This is a genomic window from Streptomyces sp. NPDC051452, from assembly GCF_044454765.1.
In the GTDB taxonomy this organism is placed as follows: Bacteria; Actinomycetota; Actinomycetes; order Streptomycetales; family Streptomycetaceae; genus Streptomyces.
In genome coordinates this window covers 24,631-40,496 of record NZ_JBITEB010000020.1, presented here as the reverse complement: position 1 = coordinate 40,496, position 15,866 = coordinate 24,631, and the positions used below count along the sequence as shown (strand labels likewise).

Sequence of the window (15,866 nt, the reverse complement as noted above, 5' to 3'; positions counted from 1 at the left end):
GTGCACACGGCGGAGGAATGTAGGGAGCCGGAGCGGCGGGAATCAACCAACGGTCCGTCAGGCCAGGCCAGTTGCCCGTTACCGCTGGTATCGGCGATTTCCGGACACCCACTTCATCCATTGATTTCATGATTTGTCGACCAACAGCTCAAGCGATCTGTGACTCACTTCACTCATTCAAGTCCCTTGACCTGGCGATGAGTTGACGGGGAGTGGCGTGTTCCGTACCGAAGGTGACGCTGTGCGGTGGATGGTTCGAACCGGTCCGCCCCGAGGCGTGACCCCCACCACAGGACGCCCGTTGTCTTCTTCATGAGCCCGGAAACCCCCGGGGCTCATCGGCAGGGAGCCACCCGGCCGACCCAGCACCGCATCCCGAGGGAGCCACCCGTGCCGCGCATGCTCGACGTCAGTGACGCCGTACGCGCCGAGATCGGCGACGAAGAAGCCGACCGGCTGCTCGCCGGAGAGAACGCCCCGGGCAGTTACGACTGCACGTCCTGTCGCACCCCGGGCGACTCCGAGCAGGAGCGCACCAGCACCGTTCTGTTCGTCGGGGACGAGACCGCCGTCCTCGCCTTCGCCCACGCCGGCTGTCTGCCCTCGCAGGTGGTCCAGGTCACCGAGGAGCAGCTGCAGGGGGCCGTGCGTTCCATCGGCACCGCCGGCGGCGACTTCACCGGCGGCGCCCCCGACAGGACCGTGCCGGAGCAGGCGGTGCTCGGGGTGACGAGCGGACTCGTCCTGATCGAGGGCGAGTTGCATCCCGCGCTCGTCGTCGAGCCGACCTCGGCGATCATGCGCCCGGGCGGCTCCGGGGTCGGCGACGACTTCCTTCCGCTGCTCATCGAGCAGGGCTACCAGCCGCTGACCGGGCTGACCTCGGTCCCACCGGTGCTGCACGGCTGGTCGGTGCTGCTCGCGGTCGGCCAGCTGCACGCGGTGCTCCAGCCCGGTCCGGTCGGCGGCCAGCCGGTCGCCTGGTGGCAGGCGCACCAGCCGCTCCAGGTGACGGACAGCTGGCGGGCGGCGGCCAACAAGCACCAGCAGGTGCTGATGTTCGCGGCACCGGTGGGCTCGATCGGCCGGCAGCCGCGGGAGGACCTGCTGCGGGACGCGCTGGACAAGGCGGCCGCGAACGGACGGCTGGTCGCCGCGGCGCTCCCCCTCGCCGGCACCTGACAGCCGCCCCGGCCGACGGCCGCCCCGGACCTGGCAGCCGCCCGGAGAGCGGGGGCCGCATCCCTTTGGGAGCGCTGTCGTTTGGACATACGTGCACGCATACGACACTCCTCCTCCCCGTCGGTCCTCCTTCGTCTCCGTCCCGTCCGCCCGGACGGCGCAGGACTGTGCCGGCGGGCCCTCGGCCACGCCGATCTACGACGCGCTCTACGCGGAGTGGGTCAAGTCCTTCCGCACGCTGCCGGGTGACCGCAGCGGCGAGGAGGAGTTGGGGTTCAGCGCCTTCGGGGACATCCCGGACGGTGTCGGGTCCTACGGCGGGCACCGGGAGGGGTCGTTCAGCAGCTCGTACAGCGCCTACAGCGCCGGCGCGTACAGCGCGCGGCAGCAGGCCCAGTCGCAGTGGCAGCGGGTCGGCACGCTCGGACGGCAGCACGACACCGGCATGCACCACGTCCCGGCGGCCCTGCCGCTGCCCCCGGGACCCCGCCGGGGGGTGTGACGGACGCAAGCTGAAGGGCGGCCCCCGGAGAACCGGGGGCCGCCCTTCACGTCGTACGGCCGTTACATGCCGTACGGCCGTTACTTCTTCTTGCCGCGCTTCTCGCGCACCCGCACCGAAATGTGGATCGGGGTGCCCTCGAAGCCGAACTCCTCGCGCAGCCGGCGCTCGATGAAGCGCCGGTAGCCCGCCTCGATGAAGCCCGAGGCGAAGAGCACGAACCGTGGGGGCTTGGTGCCGGCCTGGGTACCGAAGAGGATGCGCGGCTGCTTGCCGCCCCGGATCGGGTGCGGGTGGGCCGCGACCAGCTCGCCGAGGAAGGCGTTGAGGCGGCCGGTGGGCACGCGGGTCTCCCAGCCGGCGAGGGCGGTCTCGATCGCCGGGACCAGCTTCTCCATGTGCCGCCCGGTGCGGGCCGAGACGTTGACGCGGGGCGCCCAGGCGACCTGGCCCAGCTCGGTGTCGATCTCCCGCTCCAGGTAGTAGCGGCGCTCCTCGTCGAGCGTGTCCCACTTGTTGAAGGCCAGGACGACCGCGCGGCCCGCCTCCACGGCCATGGTGACGATGCGCTGGTCCTGGATCGAGATGTTCTCCGAGGCGTCGATCAGGATGACGGCGACCTCGGCCTTCTCCACGGCGGCGGCCGTACGCAGGGAGGCGTAGTAGTCGGCGCCCTGCTGCAGGTGGACGCGCTTGCGGATGCCGGCCGTGTCGACGAACTTCCAGGTCACTCCGCCGAGCTCGATCAGCTCGTCGACCGGGTCGCGGGTGGTGCCCGCCAGCTCGTTGACGACCACCCGCTCCTCACCGGCCACCTTGTTCAGCAGGGAGGACTTGCCGACGTTCGGGCGGCCGATCAGGGCGATACGGCGGGGGCCGCCGACCGCGACGCCGAAGGTCTGCTCGGGCGCCTCCGGCAGGGCCTCCAGGACGGCGTCCAGCATGTCGCCGGTGCCTCGGCCGTGCAGCGCGGAGACGGGGTGCGGCTCGCCGAGGCCCAGGGACCACAGGTAGGCCGCGTCGGACTCGCCGCTCAGGCCGTCGACCTTGTTGGCGGCCAGCACGACGGGCTTGCCGGCCTTGCGCAGCAGCCGGACGACCGCCTCGTCGGTGTCGGTCGCGCCGACCTTGGCGTCGACCACGAAGACGACCGCGTCGGCCGCCTCGATCGCGTACTCGGCCTGGGCGGCCACGGAGGCGTCGATACCGAGGACGTCCTGCTCCCAGCCGCCGGTGTCGACGACCTTGAAGCGGCGCCCGGCCCACTCGGCCTCGTAGGTGACGCGGTCGCGGGTGACGCCCGGCTTGTCCTCGACGACCGCCTCACGGCGGCCGATGATCCGGTTCACCAGGGTCGACTTGCCGACGTTCGGGCGGCCGACGACGGCGAGCACGGGCAGCGGACCGTGGCCCGCCGCCTCGATGGCGCCCTCGACGTCCTCGATGTCGAAGCCCTCGTCCGCGGCGAGCTCCATGAACTCCGCGTACTCGGCGTCGCCGAGAGCCCCGTGCTCGTGCTCGTGCGCGGCCGAGCCGTCGGGCTGGATGTCGTCGTTCATGAAGTCCGTACCTCGTCGTTCATTCGTGGTGGTCGGTGGACCGGTCCGGTTTCGTCCCGGCTGATCCACTACTCAAGTGTCGCCTAGCGCCCGGTCAGGCGCCTGGCGTTTTCCAGGTGGCGGGTGAGCTGCTTCTGGATGCGCTCGGTCGCCTCGTCCAGCGCCTTGCGCGTACGCCGCCCGGTGCCGTCGCCCGCGTCGAAGGGGTCGCCGAACACGACGTCGACCCGGGAACGCAGCGGAGGCAACGCCTTCGTCAACCGGCTGGGCCGCCTGGAGCTTCCCAGTACCGCGACGGGCACGATCGGCGCCCCGCCGCGTACCGCGAAGTAGGCGAGCCCGGCGCGCAGCGAGGCGAAGTCGCCCTCGCCCCGGGTGCCCTCCGGGAAGATGCCCAGCACTCCCCCGGCCTGGAGCACGCCGAGGGCCTGGGAGATCGCGGTGCGGTCCGTGGAGGCGCGGTCCACCTTCAGCTGGCCGATGCCGGTCAGGAAGGGGTCCAGCGGGCCGACGAACGCCTCTTTCTTGATCAGGAAGTGCGTCGGCCGGGGCGCCACGCCCATGACCATCGGGCCGTCGATGTTGTGCGAGTGGTTCACCGCGAAGATCACCGGGCCGGTCGCGGGCACCTTCCAGGCGCCCAGCACACGCGGCTTCCACAACCCGTACATCAGGCCGACGCCGATGCGCCGCCCGACCTCGGCGCCTCTGGCGGAGGGAACCGGCGGCCGGGTCACTTCCCGGCCCGCTTCTCCTCGACCAGGGTGACGACGCACTCGATGACCTGGGCGAGGGTGAGCTCGGTGGTGTCCACCTCGACGGCGTCGCCGGCCTTGGCGAGCGGCGAGGTCTTGCGGCTGGAGTCGGCCGCGTCCCGCTTGATCAGGGCCTCGCGGGTGGCGTGGACGTCGGCGCCCTTCAGCTCGCCGCTGCGGCGGGCCGCGCGGGCCTCCGGGGAGGCGGTGAGGAAGACCTTCAGGTCGGCGTCCGGCAGGACGGTGGTGCCGATGTCGCGGCCCTCGACGACGATGCCGTCCTGGGCACCGGTGGCCAGCGAGCGCTGCAGCTCGGTGATCCGGGTGCGGACCTCGGGTACCGCGCTGACGGCGCTGACCTTGGAGGTGACCTCCTGGGTGCGGATGGGGCCGGCCACGTCCACACCGTCGACCGTGATGGTCGGGGCGGCCGGGTCGGTGCCGGAGATGATCTCCGGCTTGCCGGCCACGGCGGCGATGGCGGTCGGGTCCTCGAGGTCGATGCCGTTGTTCACCATCCACCACGTGATCGCCCGGTACTGGGCGCCGGTGTCCAGGTAGCTCAGGCCGAGCTGCGCGGCCACGGCCTTCGACGTGCTCGACTTGCCCGTGCCGGAGGGACCGTCGATGGCGACGATCACGGGCTTGGCGGTCGGGGCGGCGCCGTTTTCCACGGGAGGGCACCTTCCTGGTGAAGGGTGGTGGGCGGGGTGCGGGACGCGAGGGCGCCCCGCACAAGGTTACTGGCTTCCGGGAGCCACCCTCACCGGGCTTCGCCCCGCCTGCGACCCCCGTCCGGCCGGTCCCGCCGCACGGGGGCCGCCCGCACCCGCGGCCCGGCCCCACGCGGCCCGGCCCCACGCACCGCCGAGGGCGCCCGCCGGCGAGAGGGGTCCGCGGGCCGAGGGGGCCGCGGAGCCCTCCCGGCAGGCGGGGCCGGACCCCTCTTCCACCTTCTACTGCCGCAGAGCCCAGCCCCGGTCGCGCAGGGCCTCCTTCAGGGGGCCCGCCGCTCGCGGTTCGACCATGAGCTGGACCAGGCCCGCCTGCTGTCCGGTCGCGTGGTCGATGCGGACGTCCTCGATGTTGACCCCGGCCCGGCCCGCGTCGGCGAAGATGCGGGCCAGCTGGCCGGGCTGGTCGTCGATGAGGACCACGACGGTGTCGTAGAGGCGCGGTGCGCTGCCGTGCTTGCCGGGCACCCGGACCTGGCCCGCGTTGCCGCGGCGCAGCACGCTCTCGACGCCGGCGCCGCCCTCGCGCCGCTTGTCCTCGTCGGAGGACTGCAGGGCGCGCAGGGCCCGCACGGTCTCGTCCAGGTCGGCGGCGACGTCCGTGAGCAGGTCGGCGACCGGGCCTGGGTTCGCGGACAGGATGTCGATCCACATCCGCGGGTCGGAGGCGGCGATCCGGGTCACGTCCCGGATGCCCTGGCCGCACAGTCGTACGGCCGCCTCCTCGGCGTGCTCCAGGCGCGCGGCGACCATGCTGGACACCAGATGGGGCATGTGCGAGACGAGGGCGACGGCACGGTCGTGGGCGTCGGCGTCCATGACGACCGGGACGGCACGGCAGTGCGAGACCAGCTCCAGGGCGAGGTTCAGCACCTCGGTGTCGGTGTCCCGGGTGGGGGTGAGCACCCAGGGCCGGCCCTCGAAGAGGTCGCCGGTCGCGGCCAGCGGGCCCGACTTCTCGCGGCCGGACATGGGGTGCGTGCCGATGTACGGCGTGAGGTCCAGGCCCAGCGCCTCCAGTTCGCGCCGCGGGCCGCCCTTGACGCTGGCCACGTCCAGGTAGCCGCGGGCGACACCCCGGCGCATGGCGTCGGCGAGCACACCGGCCACGAGAGCGGGCGGGGCGGCCACGATCGCCAGGTCGACGGGGCCCTCGGGGGCCTCGTCGGTGCCGGCGCCCAGCGCGGCGGCGGTGCGGGCCTGCTCGGGGTCGTGGTCGGCGAGGTGGACGGTGACCCCGCGCTGGGCGAGGGCGAGGGCGGCGGAGGTACCGATCAGGCCGGTACCGATGACGAGTGCGGTTCTCACTGGGCGATGTCCTTGCGCAGGGCGGCCGCCGCCCCGAGGTAGACGTGCGCGATGTCGGCGCGGGGGCGGTCCGACTCGATGTGCGCGAGGACCCGGACGACGCGCGGCATGGCGCCCTCGATCTCGAGTTCCTGGGCGCAGATCAGCGGGACGTCGACGATGCCGAGCTTGCGGGCGGCGGCCGCCGGGAAGTCGCTGTGCAGGTCGGGGGTGGCCGTGAACCAGATGCTGATCAGATCGTCGGTGGTCAGCGCGTTCCGTTCCAGGACCGCCGTCAGCAACGCCCCGACCCGCTCGTCCATGTGTCCGGCCTCGTCCCGCTCCAGCTGGACGGCCCCCCGGACCGCTCGTACCGCCACGGCGCTGCTCCTCGCTGACATGTGTGTCTGTTCTGGCCCGTCCAGCGTAGTCAGCCCGCGCGGTCCGGGCGCGTGGGGCCCGATCACTGAGACGATGCGAATGTGACGGTATCGACCGGTTTCACACCCTGCCCTTCTACCTCTGTACGGAGTGGTGACATGACCCAGCCCGCGACGCGGCGCACGGTTCTGGCGACGGGCGCGGCGGCGCTCGCGACGGGATGCGTGGGATGCGGTGCCGACAAGGACAAGACCTCGCAGCCGGCCGCCCCCGCGTCCGCCACCTCGGAGTCCGCCTCCCCCGCGGCCGACACCTCGGCCGCTGCATCCGGCGGGAAGGAGCTGGCGGAGACCAGCGACATCCCGGAGGGCGGCGGCAAGGTCTTCAAGGACCGGAAGATCGTGGTCACCCAGCCGAAGAAGGGTGAGTTCAAGGCGTTCTCGGCGATCTGCACCCATCAGGGCTGCACGGTGAACCGGGTGACGGACGGCACCATCGACTGCCCCTGCCACGGCAGCAAGTTCCACATCGCCGACGGCTCGGTGGCCGACGGTCCCGCGACCAGGCCGCTTCCCAAGAAGTCGATCAAGGTGGAGGGAAATTCGATCCGCCTGGGCTGAGGGCGCCGCGTACGCTCCGGGCATGCGGCCCGAGAACCCTCAGCACCTGGTGCGCGACCACACGATCTACGCCTGCGTCATGGGTTCCCGGGCCTTCGGCCTGGCGACGGACACGAGCGACACCGACCGGCGGGGCGTCTTTCTCGCCCCCACCGCCCTGTTCTGGCGGTTCGAGAAGCCGCCGACACATGTGGAGGGCCCCGGCGAGGAGCGGTTCTCCTGGGAGCTGGAACGGTTCTGCGAGTTGGGGCTGCGCGGCAACCCGAACATCCTGGAGTGTCTGCACTCCCCCCTGGTGGAGCACCTGGACGACACCGGCCGCGAGCTGCTGTCGCTGCGCGGCGCCTTCCTGTCCCTCCAGGTCCACGACACCTTCTCCCGCTACGCGCTCGGCCAGCGCCGCAAGCTGGACGCGGACGTCCGTACGACGGGCGCTCCGCGCTGGAAGCACGCGATGCATCTGCTGCGGCTGCTGATGAGCGCCCGTGACCTGCTGCGCACCGGTGAGCTGCGGATCGAGGTGGGCGACCGGCGCGAGTCGCTGCTGGCGGTGAAGCGGGGCGAGGTGCCGTGGGCGCGGGTCGAGGCGTGGATGGCTCGGCTGGCGGCCGAGGCCGAGGAGGCCGGGCGGGGCAGCCCGCTGCCGCCGGAGCCGGACCGGGAGCGGGTGGCCGACTTCCTCTTCCGGGTACGCCGCGACTCGGCCGCCGCGCACCCCGCGCGGAGGGCGGCGCCCGCCGAGGGCCGCCGGCTCCCCGCGCCGCCCCGCTCAGCCCGCCAGGCGGACGCGCACCACGAAGTCGTGGAGGGCGTCATGGGCGCCGGGCGCGTCCGGCAGGGCTGAGCCGGCCTGCGCCTCGTCCAGCAGTGCCTGGAGCCGCTCCACGTCGGCCTCCACCCGCGCGCCGTCGACGTCGGCGGCCAGGTGTTCCCGCTCGGCCTTGGCCGCTATCAGCTCGGGCAGGTATCCGGGGGCGTCCACCATGTCCAGGAGGGTGGGCAGATGGGCCTGGACCTCGCCGCTGCGCATGAGGTGGATGCCGGTGAGCAGGACGCGGAAGGTGTAGAGCAGCGGCTTGATCTCCCGGGTCTTCTCGAACATCCGCCACTGGGTCACCGCGAACCCCCGGTAGTGGTGGGCGTGGTGGCTGGTGAGGACGCCGGGGGCGAGCGCGGCCAGTTCCCGGTGCGCGTCGCCGGTGTGCACGACCAGCGGGGAGAGCAGCTGTTCCAGGACGTAGCCGTTGCGGCGGAGCATCAGCCGGACGAACTTGCGCAGGTCGTGGGTGACGAGGTCCAGCTCGACACCGAACCGCACCCAGGTTCGCGACCGGGTCTCCTCCGGCTCGCGCAGTCCGACGAGGTCGGCCGCCGGCAGCAGATGGACGCCCCGCACGTCCACGTCCGAGTCCTGCGAGGGGAAGCCGTAGAGATGGGCTCCGGAGATGGTCGCGAACAACAGCGGGTCGCGCTGTTCCGCGACCACGGGTGCGAGGTCGATGCCGAGGTCTTCGATCATGGGCCTAAGCGTCCCAGAGCGTGCCCAGCGCCAACAGATCGCGTCGGTGCTCGATCCGCTCGGCCCAGTCGGCCGGCCAGGCGTCCGCCCCCAGCCAGGCGCCCGCGAAGGCACCGGTGAGACAGGCGATGGAGTCGGAGTCGCCCGCGGTACAGGCGGCCCGGCGCAGGGCGGTGAGGGGCTCGTCCGGGAAGAGCAGGAAGCACAGCAGCCCGGTGGCGAGGGCCTCCTCGGCGATCCAGCCCTCGCCGGTGACCAGACACGGGTCGGTCTCGGGCGAGACGGTGCGCACGGCCTCCTGGAGCCGGTCGAGGACGTCCAGGCACTCGTCCCAGCCGCGTGCGATGAAGTGCTCCGGGCCGGGGTCCTGGGAGCGGGTCCACAGGTCGCCGAGCCAGGTGTGGTCGTAGTGGGTGCGCCGCTCCAGCGCGTAGGAGCGCAGCCGGCCGACCAGCCCCGTCGGGTCGGTGCCCCGCGCGAGCAGATGGACGGCGTGGGCGGTGAGGTCGCAGGCGGCGAGCGCGGTGGGGTGGCCGTGGGTCAGCGCGGACTGCAACTGGGCGGCGCCCGAGCGCTGTTCGTCGCCGAGCCCGGGGGCGAGGCCGATGGGGGCGACGCGCATGTTGGCGCCGCAGCCCTTGGAGCCGATCCGGGCGGCGTCCTGCCAGGGCAGGCCGTCCCGCGCGAGCAGGGCGCACGCGGTCAGGCAGGTGCGGCCCGGGGCACGGTTGTTCTCCGGCGAGTAGTACCAGTCGACGTACTCCTCGCGCAGCGGCCGCTCCAGCCGCTTCGGGGCGAGGTGGCCGCGCTCCATGGCGGTCCGCAGCGCCCGCCCGAGGGCGAAGGTCATCTGGGTGTCGTCGGAGACCAGGGCCGGCCGGGGCAGGTCGATCTCCCGCCAGGGGCCGCGCTTCGCCAGGATCGACGGCACGTCGTCGAACTCGGTCGGGAAGCCGAGGGCGTCCCCGAGAGCGAGGCCGACGAGTGCTCCCGTCGCGGCACGTTTGGACACGCGATTCACCATCCCCTTTATCGTCACTCTGACAATAAAGGGGATGGGTGATCACGGCAAGGTGTTCAGAGTTCGACTTCCTGCATCAGCATGCCGACCTCGGTGTTCGACAGGCGCCGCAGCCAGCCGGACTTCTGGTCGCCCAGGGTGATCGGGCCGAAGGCCACGCGCACCAGCTTGTCGACCGGGAATCCCGCCTCGGCCAGCATGCGCCGCACGATGTGCTTGCGGCCCTCGTGCAGCGTCACCTCGACCAGGTAGTTCTTGCCGGTCTGCTCCACGACCCGGAAGTGGTCCGCGCGCGCGTAACCGTCCTCCAGCTGGATGCCGTCCTTCAGACGCTTGCCGAGGTCGCGCGGGATCGGGCCGACGATGTGCGCGAGGTAGGTCTTCTTCACGCCGTACTTCGGGTGCGTGAGGCGGTGGGCCAGCTCACCGTGGTTGGTGAGCAGGATGACGCCCTCGGTCTCGGTGTCGAGCCGGCCGACGTGGAAGAGCCGGGTCTCACGGTTGGTGACGTAGTCCCCGAGGCACTGGCGGCCCTCCGGGTCCTCCATGGTGGAGACGACACCGGCGGGCTTGTTCAGCGAGAAGAACTGGTACGACTGGGTCGCCACGGTCAGGCCGTCGACCTTGACCTCGTCGTTCTCCGGGTCCACCCGGCGGCCCTGCTCCAGCACGATCTCGCCGTTGATCTCGACCCGGGCCTGCTCGATCAGCTCCTCGCAGGCACGCCGGGAGCCGTAGCCCGCGCGCGCGAGGACCTTCTGCAGCCGCTCGCCCTCCTGCTCGGCGCCCGGGAAGGTCTTGGGCAGCTTGACGTCCTTCTTGTCGGCGTACCGCTCCCGGTTGCGCTCCTCGACCCGCGTCTCGTACTCGCGCGAGCGTGCGGGGGCCGTACGTCCGCCCTGCTGGGGCTTCTTCGGGCCGCCCTTGGCACCGCCGCGGGCCGCGCCACCGCGCCCGGACTTGGGGCCCTCCGGGGAGGCGCCGGGGCCCACGTCGTAGCGGCGCTCCTCGGGGCGGGGCTTGCGGGGACGCCCCTGTCCCTGCTTCTGGTCCCTGTCGTTGCCGGCACCGCGGTAGTTACCGCGCCCACCGCTCTTGCCGCTGCCGCTGCTTCGCATCAAGGTTTCCGTCTTAGTCGTCTGCGTCCTGACCACCGGGCGCGTCGGGCGCGTCCGGGTCGAACGACGGCATACCCTCCTGGGTCTCGGCCTCGATCGCCTCAGCCTCCGGGAGGAAGGGCGCGAGCTCCGGAAGTTCGTCCAGGCCGCGCAGGCCCATCCGCTCCAGGAAGTAGTTCGTCGTCCTGTACAGGATCGCACCTGTTTCGGGTTCCGTGCCCGCCTCCTCGACCAGACCGCGTTGCAGGAGGGTGCGCATCACGCCGTCGCAGTTGACTCCGCGCACGGCGGAGACGCGGCTGCGGCTGACCGGCTGGCGGTAGGCGACGACCGCGAGGGTCTCCAGCGCCGCCTGGGTCAGGCGGGCCGTCTGACCGTCCAGGACGAGCCGCTCGACGGCGGGCGCGTACCCGGCACGGGTGTAGAAGCGCCAGCCGCCGGCGACGAAGCGCAGCTCGAAGCCGCGGCCCTGCGCGGTGTACTCGTCGGCCAGCTCGCGCAGCGCGTCGGCGATCCGCCGCCTCGGCCGGTCGAGGATCCTGGCCAGGTGCTCCTCGGTCGCGGGCTCGTCCACGACCATGAGGACCGCCTCCAGGGCGGGCTTGAGGTCGAGGCCCGCGACGGTGCCGGGCCCGGCGGGTGGTTGCGCGGTCTCCTGGCTCATGCCGACATCTCCTCCTTCGACTCGCTCGACTCCCCCGACTCCTTCGGCTCCCCCGACTCCCTCGACTCCCTCGACTCTCTGGCCTCCACGGGCTCCCGGGACTGCTCGGGCGGCCGGTCGAACTCGTCGGTGACCATCGGGGCCGCGTCCGTGTCCCCGCCCGTCCAGCGCACGGTCAGCTCCCCGAGCGCGTCCTCCTGCTCCAGGGCGACGGCCTTCTCGCGGTACAGCTCCAGCAGGGCGAGGAAGCGCGCCACGACGGTCAGGGTGTCGTCGGTGTCCTCCACCAGCGCCCGGAAGCTCGCCTCGCCCAGCTCCCTCAGTCGCGCGACCACGATCCCCGCCTGCTCCCGCACGCTGACCAGCGGGGCGTGGATGTGGTCGACGTAGACCTGCGGCTTGGCCCTTGGCTGCATGGCCTTGACGGCGAGCCCGGCGAAGCCCTCGGGTCCGATGCTGATGACGACCTCGGGCAGCAGCTCGGCGTGCTCGGGTTCCAGGCCCACGGTACGGGGGTAGCGGCGGGCTTCCTCGTCCAGGCGCTCGTTGAAGATGTCGGCGATCCGTTTGTAGGCCCGGTACTGCAGGAGGCGGGCGAACAGCAGGTCCCGCGCCTCCAGCAGCGCCAGGTCTGCCTCGTCCTCGACCTCGGCGGTGGGCAGCAGCCGGGCCGCCTTCAGGTCGAGCAGGGTGGCGGCCACGACCAGGAACTCGGTCGTCTGGTCCAGGTCCCAGTCCGGCCCCATGGCCCGGATGTGCGCCATGAACTCGTCGGTGACCTTGGACAGGGCGACCTCGGTCACGTCCAGCTTGTGCTTGGAGATCAGCTGGAGGAGGAGGTCGAAGGGCCCCTCGAAGTTGGCGAGGCGGACCTTGAAGACGCCGTCGGAAGGAGCCTGGTCACCGGGGGACGGCGCCGCCTCCGGCGCGGCGGGCACGCGCCCGGCCGTCAGGGCCCCCGCATCCGCGGAAGGGGCCGCCGCCACGGCCTTGGCGGGCTCCGGCTCGGCAGGCTCGGCCTGCACGGCCGGTTCCCTGGGCGCGGGCTCGGGGGCCGTGGCCGGAGGTACGGCCACTTTCGTAGGCACGGGCTCGGGGGCCGTCGCCGGAGGTACGGCCGGATCTGCCGGATCGGCCGGTGCCGTGCCCGGGCCGCGTCCCAGGGCACGCCGACGGCCGGCGCCGGGGGCGGCCGCGGGTACGGGGACGTCGTTCGAGGACATGGCCCCCGCAGGCTACCGTTACCGCCCGCGCAGCCGTCGTACGAGGATGCTCGCGTCCCCGCGGGACTCCAGGTCGGCCAGGACCACGGCCACCGCCTCGCGGACGATGCGCCCGCGGTCCACGGCCAGCCCATGCTCGCCGCGCAGGACGAGACGGGCGTGCTCCAGGTCCATCAATTCCTCGGCCGACACGTACACGGTGATCTTCTCGTCGTGCCGCTCGCGTCCGCTGGGCCGCCGGGCCGCCGCCCGACCGCGCTTGCGCGGCTGCTCGGTGGCAGAACCTTCCTGCGCCGTCTGCCGGCGCGCCGGGCGGCTGTGCGACTCGCCCGCCTCGCCCGACCCGGCATCCGCCGCGACGTGTTCGGCGCCCTCGCCGTCACCGCCCCGCACGGGTACCGACTGCGGCGCGTCCTCGGCGGCGGCCGCCTCGTCGCTCTCCCCGGCGGGAGCCGGCACCCGGGCCTCACCGCCCGCCCCACGCCGGGGAGTCGACGGCTGGAGTGCCGTGCCCCCTGTCGTACGGAAGAGTTCGTCGGCCCCCGGCAGACTCACTCGGCGTGACACCGGGCGAGCACCTCCCTGGCGAGCTGGCGATAGGCGGCGGCACCGACGGAGTTGGAGGCGTAGGTGGTGATCGGCTCACCGGCGACGGTGGTCTCCGGGAAGCGGACCGTGCGGCCGATGACCGTGTGGTAGACGTGGTCGTCGAACGCCTCGACGACCCGCGCGAGCACCTCACGGCTGTGCACCGTGCGCGAGTCGTACATCGTGGCGAGGATGCCGTCCAGTTCCAGGTCGGGGTTGAGCCGCTCCTGGACCTTCTCGATGGTCTCCGTCAGCAGCGCCACACCGCGCAGCGCGAAGAACTCGCACTCCAGCGGGACGATCACCTTGTGCGCGGCGGTCAGCGCGTTGACCGTGAGCAGACCGAGCGAGGGCTGACAGTCGATCACGATGTAGTCGTAGTCGGGCAGCAGCGGCTTGAGCGCGCGCTGGAGCGTGGACTCGCGCGCGACCTCGGAGACCAGCTGGACCTCGGCGGCCGACAGGTCGATGTTGGAGGGCAGCAGGTCCATGTTGGGGACCGCCGTCTTCAGCAGGACCTCGTCCGCGGACATGCCCCGCTCCATGAGCAGGTTGTAGACGGTGAGGTCGAGCTCCATGGGGTTGACGCCGAGACCGACCGACAGCGCGCCCTGCGGGTCGAAGTCCACGAGCAGCACGCGCCGGCCGTACTCCGCCAGCGCGGCACCCAGGTTGATGGTCGACGTCGTCTTGCCGACGCCGCCCTTCTGGTTGCACATCGCGATGATCTTGGCGGGGCCGTGGTCGGTCAGCGGGCCCGGGATCGGGAAGTACGGCAGCGGGCGTCCGGTCGGACCGACGCGCTCACGGCGCTGGCGGGCCGCGTCGGGCGCGAGCGTGGCCGCGTACTCGGGATCGGGCTCGTACTCGGCGTCGGGGTCGTAGAAGTGCCCCTCGGGCAGTTCGTCGTAGTCGGCGAAGTGGTTGTGGGGCGCGCCACTTCCGTCGCCGGCCATGGCGTTCACGTGATGGCCATCCATGCTCTGGTGTGCTGTCCGGGCCGGTTGCGGCCCCGGACTCTGGTGGGCTGCGAAGGTGCGCACAGCTACGGAGCCGACAGCCTCGAATCCCGTGGGGTCCTGGCCCCGTACCGGCATTCCTGGTTGACCACCCCCGGGAGAAAATGTCGACTCATTCACAAGTCGTCTTACCTCCTTGGTGACCAGGAAACTTCTAGACAAGGTCAGCGTGGCACCATGCCGACGGTTGGCGACTCTATGGCGTGTCGGCGGTCCGCAGCAACACAATCCGCCGGACCCGGCAGGATGTGTCGGCAATGAAACATGTGGCTGTCAAGGGCGTACGGGCGTCGTACAGCAGGTTTCACCGGTGTGCGAATCGGTCGAAGGGTTACGTTCGAGGCGAGTTGACCGAGAGTCGCAAAGTGACCATACACACATCCGGCCGGACCTTGTCGGGCAAGGTCCGGCCGGGTGCGCGATGTTGACGAGCCGTGTTGACGAATCGCCTTTTGCCGGGCGGCGACTTGGCGACTCGCCTGGTCGCAGGGGTCAGACCAGCAGGGACGCCAGCTCGACGTGCTCCAGTCCGTGCGCCTCGGCGACCTCCTTGTAAACGACCTTGCCGTCATGGGTGTTGAGACCCTTGGCGAGCGCGGCGTCGCGGCGCAGCGCCTCGACCCAGCCGTTGTTGGCGAGCGAGACGATGTAGGGCAGCGTCGCGTTGGTGAGGGCGTTGGTGGAGGTGTTCGGCACCGCGCCCGGCATGTTGGCCACGCAGTAGAAGACCGAGTTGTGGATCGGGAAGGTCGGCTCGGCGTGCGTGGTGGGACGGGAGTCCTCGAAGCAGCCGCCCTGGTCGATCGCGATGTCGACAAGAACACTTCCGGGCTTCATCCGGGCCACCAGCTCGTTGGTGACCAGCTTCGGGGCCTTGGCGCCCGGGATGAGGACCGCGCCGATGACGAGGTCGGCGTCGAGGACGGCCTTCTCCAGCTCGAAGGTGTTGGACATGATCGCCTTGACCCTCGTACCGAAGATCTTGTCGGCCTCGCGCAGCTTGTTGATGTCGCGGTCGAGCAGCGTCACGTCGAAGCCCATGCCGACGGCGACCTGGGTGGCGTTCCAGCCGGAGACGCCGCCGCCGATGACCACGGCCTTGGCGGGGGTCACGCCCGGGACGCCGCCCGGCAGCACGCCACGGCCGCCGGCCGCGCGCATCAGGTGGTAGGCGCCGACCTGCGGGGCCAGCCGGCCCGCGACCTCGGACATCGGGGCGAGCAGCGGCAGCGCGCGGCCCGGCAGCTCCACCGTCTCGTAGGCGATGGCCGTGGTGCCGGACTCGATGAGGGCGTCCGTGCACTCCTTGGATGCGGCCAGGTGCAGGTAGGTGAAGAGGACCTGGTCCTTGCGGAGGCGGTGGTACTCCTCCGCGATGGGCTCCTTGACCTTCAGCACCAGGTCGGCGGCGGCCCAGACCTCGTCCGCCGTCTCCAGGATCGCGGCACCGGCCGACACGTACTCGGCGTCCGTGATCGACGAGCCGAGGCCGGCGCCCCGCTCGACGACGACCTGGTGACCGTTGCGCACCAGCTCGTGCACACCGGCGGGGGTGATGGCCACCCGGAACTCGTTGTTCTTGACCTCGCGGGGGATGCCGACCTTCACGTCGATCACGGTCCTTGGCTCAGAGGGTATGGGGGGTGTCATTGCATGACATACCCAGGCGTGCGGGGGCACACCGGGAGACACCG

Annotated in this window: 17 protein-coding genes; 4 read left to right on the top strand and 13 right to left on the bottom strand. The window is 71.8% G+C overall.

Annotated elements, in window-relative coordinates; translation table 11 throughout:
- Window positions 1-390 precede the first annotated feature (390 nt).
- The gene (locus tag ACIBA9_RS33295) at window positions 391-1,182 is read left to right on the top strand and encodes a hypothetical protein (protein ID WP_399368920.1); all 792 of its coding nucleotides are present in this window, start codon (window positions 391-393) and stop codon (window positions 1,180-1,182) included.
- Window positions 1,183-1,273: 91 nt separating this feature from the next.
- Window positions 1,274-1,684, top strand: coding sequence for a hypothetical protein (locus ACIBA9_RS33290; RefSeq protein ID WP_362160658.1), 411 nt, complete (start codon window positions 1,274-1,276; stop codon window positions 1,682-1,684).
- Window positions 1,685-1,764: 80 nt separating this feature from the next.
- On the opposite strand, the gene der is transcribed toward ACIBA9_RS33290, so the two are convergent.
- The 5 genes from der to aroH all read right to left on the bottom strand — a co-directional run bounded on the left by der (window position 1,765) and on the right by aroH (window position 6,399).
- Complete coding sequence (der, locus tag ACIBA9_RS33285; protein ID WP_393900695.1) at window positions 1,765-3,243, bottom strand: ribosome biogenesis GTPase Der; 1,479 nt, start codon at window positions 3,241-3,243, stop codon at window positions 1,765-1,767.
- A gap of 83 nt (window positions 3,244-3,326) precedes the next feature.
- Window positions 3,327-3,914, bottom strand: a complete 588-nt coding sequence (locus ACIBA9_RS33280) for a lysophospholipid acyltransferase family protein (RefSeq protein ID WP_399369105.1) — start codon at window positions 3,912-3,914, stop codon at window positions 3,327-3,329.
- A 62-nt stretch (window positions 3,915-3,976) separates the two neighbouring features.
- Complete coding sequence (cmk, locus tag ACIBA9_RS33275; protein ID WP_399368917.1) at window positions 3,977-4,672, bottom strand: (d)CMP kinase; 696 nt, start codon at window positions 4,670-4,672, stop codon at window positions 3,977-3,979.
- 282 nt (window positions 4,673-4,954) lie between these two features.
- Entirely contained in the window at window positions 4,955-6,040 is a 1,086-nt protein-coding gene (locus ACIBA9_RS33270; protein ID WP_399368915.1) for a prephenate dehydrogenase, read from the bottom strand.
- A complete protein-coding gene (gene aroH, locus ACIBA9_RS33265) occupies window positions 6,037-6,399 on the bottom strand; it encodes a chorismate mutase (RefSeq protein ID WP_393900698.1) in 363 nt (120 codons plus the stop codon). Before aroH ends, ACIBA9_RS33270 begins: the two co-directional genes overlap by 4 nt.
- A gap of 159 nt (window positions 6,400-6,558) precedes the next feature.
- Between aroH and ACIBA9_RS33260 the strand changes: the two genes are divergently transcribed.
- Together ACIBA9_RS33260 and ACIBA9_RS33255 are read left to right on the top strand one after the other, a co-directional pair.
- Entirely contained in the window at window positions 6,559-7,020 is a 462-nt protein-coding gene (locus ACIBA9_RS33260; RefSeq protein WP_399368913.1) for a Rieske (2Fe-2S) protein, read from the top strand.
- 22 nt (window positions 7,021-7,042) lie between these two features.
- Window positions 7,043-7,864, top strand: coding sequence for a DNA polymerase beta superfamily protein (locus ACIBA9_RS33255; RefSeq protein ID WP_399368911.1), 822 nt, complete (start codon window positions 7,043-7,045; stop codon window positions 7,862-7,864).
- Here the strand turns inward: ACIBA9_RS33255 and ACIBA9_RS33250 are convergent.
- The 8 genes from ACIBA9_RS33250 to ald all read right to left on the bottom strand — a co-directional run bounded on the left by ACIBA9_RS33250 (window position 7,790) and on the right by ald (window position 15,789).
- Window positions 7,790-8,539, bottom strand: coding sequence for a DNA polymerase beta superfamily protein (locus ACIBA9_RS33250; protein ID WP_399368909.1), 750 nt, complete (start codon window positions 8,537-8,539; stop codon window positions 7,790-7,792). The genes ACIBA9_RS33255 and ACIBA9_RS33250 overlap by 75 nt on opposite strands.
- 4 nt (window positions 8,540-8,543) lie before the next feature.
- Window positions 8,544-9,563, bottom strand: coding sequence for an ADP-ribosylglycohydrolase family protein (locus ACIBA9_RS33245; RefSeq protein ID WP_399368907.1), 1,020 nt, complete (start codon window positions 9,561-9,563; stop codon window positions 8,544-8,546).
- 53 nt (window positions 9,564-9,616) lie between these two features.
- A complete protein-coding gene (locus ACIBA9_RS33240) occupies window positions 9,617-10,678 on the bottom strand; it encodes a pseudouridine synthase (RefSeq protein WP_362160635.1) in 1,062 nt (353 codons plus the stop codon).
- Window positions 10,679-10,691: 13 nt separating this feature from the next.
- Window positions 10,692-11,342: an SMC-Scp complex subunit ScpB gene (scpB, locus tag ACIBA9_RS33235; RefSeq protein WP_362160634.1), complete on the bottom strand. Its 651-nt coding sequence runs from the start codon at window positions 11,340-11,342 to the stop codon at window positions 10,692-10,694.
- Window positions 11,339-12,565 (bottom strand): segregation/condensation protein A, encoded by a 1,227-nt coding sequence (locus tag ACIBA9_RS33230; RefSeq protein ID WP_399368904.1) that lies wholly within the window; start codon window positions 12,563-12,565, stop codon window positions 11,339-11,341. The genes scpB and ACIBA9_RS33230 overlap by 4 nt, the downstream gene beginning before the upstream one ends.
- Window positions 12,566-12,583: 18 nt before the next feature.
- Window positions 12,584-13,132 carry a hypothetical protein gene (locus ACIBA9_RS33225; protein ID WP_362160628.1) on the bottom strand — a complete coding sequence of 183 codons (549 nt, stop codon included), beginning with the start codon at window positions 13,130-13,132 and terminating at the stop codon, window positions 12,584-12,586.
- Window positions 13,117-14,250: a ParA family protein gene (locus ACIBA9_RS33220; protein WP_362160626.1), complete on the bottom strand. Its 1,134-nt coding sequence runs from the start codon at window positions 14,248-14,250 to the stop codon at window positions 13,117-13,119. The genes ACIBA9_RS33225 and ACIBA9_RS33220 overlap by 16 nt, the downstream gene beginning before the upstream one ends.
- A gap of 414 nt (window positions 14,251-14,664) precedes the next feature.
- A complete protein-coding gene (gene ald / locus ACIBA9_RS33215) occupies window positions 14,665-15,789 on the bottom strand; it encodes an alanine dehydrogenase (protein WP_399368901.1) in 1,125 nt (374 codons plus the stop codon).
- Window positions 15,790-15,866: the final 77 nt, after the last annotated feature.

Excerpts from the sequence above, each read along its gene's own strand:
- ACIBA9_RS33280 (WP_399369105.1), bottom strand. The coding sequence starts at position 3,914 with ATGTACGGGTTGTGGAAGCCGCGTGTGCTGGGCGCCTGGAAGGTGCCC.
- ACIBA9_RS33220 (WP_362160626.1), bottom strand. The coding sequence starts at position 14,250 with ATGCCGGTACGGGGCCAGGACCCCACGGGATTCGAGGCTGTCGGCTCC.
- ACIBA9_RS33245 (WP_399368907.1), bottom strand. The coding sequence starts at position 9,563 with ATGGTGAATCGCGTGTCCAAACGTGCCGCGACGGGAGCACTCGTCGGC.
- ACIBA9_RS33255 (WP_399368911.1), top strand. The coding sequence starts at position 7,043 with ATGCGGCCCGAGAACCCTCAGCACCTGGTGCGCGACCACACGATCTAC.
- ACIBA9_RS33260 (WP_399368913.1), top strand. The coding sequence starts at position 6,559 with ATGACCCAGCCCGCGACGCGGCGCACGGTTCTGGCGACGGGCGCGGCG.
- scpB (WP_362160634.1), bottom strand. The coding sequence starts at position 11,342 with ATGAGCCAGGAGACCGCGCAACCACCCGCCGGGCCCGGCACCGTCGCG.
- der (WP_393900695.1), bottom strand. The coding sequence starts at position 3,243 with ATGAACGACGACATCCAGCCCGACGGCTCGGCCGCGCACGAGCACGAG.
- ACIBA9_RS33250 (WP_399368909.1), bottom strand. The coding sequence starts at position 8,539 with ATGATCGAAGACCTCGGCATCGACCTCGCACCCGTGGTCGCGGAACAG.
- ACIBA9_RS33240 (WP_362160635.1), bottom strand. The coding sequence starts at position 10,678 with ATGCGAAGCAGCGGCAGCGGCAAGAGCGGTGGGCGCGGTAACTACCGC.
- ACIBA9_RS33230 (WP_399368904.1), bottom strand. The coding sequence starts at position 12,565 with ATGTCCTCGAACGACGTCCCCGTACCCGCGGCCGCCCCCGGCGCCGGC.